Source organism: Polaromonas sp. P1_E1_2, from assembly GCF_056406035.1.
In genome coordinates, this window is sequence record NZ_JBFUAZ010000662.1 from 1 (window position 1) to 2,256 (window position 2,256).

Annotated in this window: 3 protein-coding genes; all 3 read right to left on the reverse strand. The window is 56.6% G+C overall.

All coding sequences use genetic code 11. The features are described 5' to 3' along the window. A partial coding sequence (gene pyrF / locus AC1D1P_RS21410; protein WP_477674356.1) for an orotidine-5'-phosphate decarboxylase occupies positions 1 to 350 on the reverse strand: 350 nt, incomplete at its 3' end. Between the two features lie 82 nt (positions 351 to 432). After that, the gene (locus AC1D1P_RS21415) at positions 433 to 942 is read right to left on the reverse strand and encodes a hypothetical protein (protein ID WP_477674357.1); all 510 of its coding nucleotides are present in this window, start codon (positions 940 to 942) and stop codon (positions 433 to 435) included. A gap of 700 nt (positions 943 to 1,642) precedes the next feature. Further along, the gene (locus AC1D1P_RS21420; protein ID WP_477674358.1) at positions 1,643 to 2,035 is read right to left on the reverse strand and encodes a hypothetical protein; all 393 of its coding nucleotides are present in this window, start codon (positions 2,033 to 2,035) and stop codon (positions 1,643 to 1,645) included. Positions 2,036 to 2,256: the final 221 nt, after the last annotated feature.

Sequence of the window (2,256 nt, forward strand, 5' to 3'; positions counted from 1 at the left end):
GTGATGACCGTAAGGCCAAGAACTTTTAGATTGGGGTATGACTCGGCAGCACTGGCAGCCGCTCGTAGAACGGTCGAACCCGCCGACGCATGGACCGTGACCATTGAAACTCCAAGCTTGCCAGCGGCCTTGACTGCATTGGCTACGGAGTTCGGTATCTCATGAAGTTTGAGATCAAGGAAGACCTGTTTGCCTGCTGACACCAGCTCTCGAACTACCTGCGGTCCAGCCTCTGTGAGCAGTTGAAGGCCAACTTTGTAGTGATCGGCTTCGGGGCCGAGCCGACTGACCAACGCCAACGCCTCAGCCGAGGATTCGAGGTCAAGCGCGATGATGACTGGCGATGGCATATGTGAAATGGAGTCTAACGGTGGAGGCCAAACGCCGCCGCAGATCGTCGCCATCGGGTCGATTTGTTAGCTGTCTTGCCCTTCATCGGGATTGCACTTTGAAGTTTTCGTCAATGTGGACGGTCGAATCAGACGAGCCACGGTTCGAACAGTCAAATCCTTGCAATCTGAGTATCGGAAAGCCGTTGAGGCGAACGTTGACGTCCTTGTGCCTCTTGCCCGTGTGGCGTGAATGAATGGCAGTTTTCGTCAAGTAATTGTTGCTGGCCCTGTAGTAAGACCCATCGTTATAGTTCTCGTCAAGAGTCTCTTCTCGGCCCACAAAGTGGGCAAGTACGATGAGTCCCAGACCGAGCAAGATGAAGAATGGAGGTCCAAGGAACAATAACAACACGGCGCCAACCAGGACAAGAAGGGAGAAGCCTGGCGCGTTTTCTGCGCGTGTGGCCTGAACGGCACCCTGCGTGCCGCCTAAAACCGCAACCCACATTGCCCAGGCCGCCACAAATGAAAGCAGCCCTGCCAGGAGCAGAACCCTACGCCATGCCTTGGATGTACTCGGCGCGCCAAACGCTACGGCGGCAGCGAGCATCCAGGCGCCAACAGGCGCCGCAGCACCTGGCAGGAGTGATCCGAAGGACACCCAACCAAGCGGAGCAACGAGGGCTCCGCCTAGGAGTGCAGGGCCCAAGCGACCGGCAATGGTGAAACTAGGCATGTTTTTTTTGGGATGTCATCTGTGCTGGGGGCTAGGGAGTTTGCTGCGGCCTAACGTAGAAGTGATCGGCAGACCATATGCGCGACAGCGTGCCTCGAGGACGTCCGTGTCGACTGCCATGTTATGCATTGCCCGTCCCTTTGGTTAGCTGCTTGCTCCGAATATGAAAGGCCCCGCCAAGTGCCATGAGCAGAAGACTTCCTTCCGCAAACACGGGGCCGATCGCCACGAGGATTCCGAGCCACCGGGCCGCCCCGATCACCAAAAGCGTGATCCCCAGAATCCRTAGCCTCTCGCCACGTTCGATGCCTCGGTCAGCCAAAGCGAGCCAAAGGGATACAAGGGCAAATGGCACGGACAGCATCACCCCCGCGACTATAAATGCTGCGGCGTACTGAGCTGGGTGTCCAGCGGACGGGGAACCTGCCAACACCGTAATCGCCGTGGCAGCTAACACCGCCATGAAGCCGAACGCAACACTCAAGATTGTTTGCATTTGCCTACCCTTTGACGTAAGGAGCGGCCCGCTTGCGGGACGTCCCCTTGACGGAGAGGTTAGGCAGCGCTGCGCCGCTCACGGAGTTGCCTTGGTCCGTTTGGGATTCGACGGGGGCGAAGGCCAGGAGTTTGTTTCCGTCATATGGAGGTTGTCCTCGACAGTCTGGAGCATGGAGTCGGCTTGTTCTTCGACGGTTGTGTGCTCAAGATACTGCCAGGGAGTCAGACTGTGCCACGTACGCCTGTACTGCTCTGCCCGATAGCACACTGCAGCCACCTTGGCGTTCAGGTTTGATGCAATGCCTTCGACGGTGCCCGTGGCGAGAATGTCGCGAACGGCCTGTGGCTTCGATTCGGCTTTGCGCTTGGCAAATTCCAGCGCCTCAGAGAGTAACGCCTCGTACTTGACTGCCATTTCAGACAACTTCGCCTTGTTGTCTCGCTTGGTGATGCGACGAAACTCAGCCATTGCACTGCCTAACGTAATGTATTTCGTAAAACCTGCGACATAACCTGACGCTTGCAATCTAATCTGGACATCAGAACCTTTGGTAAGCCGCTTGCACGCTGGATTTCAAGGCAATGCTCTGAAATTCATACTGTTATAAAAATTCCGCGAAACCCCGCAATCCCCCACTGCAGTCTGCCCGCTTGCTGGATCAGGTCCGGGAGCGGGTTCGGTATTTGCAC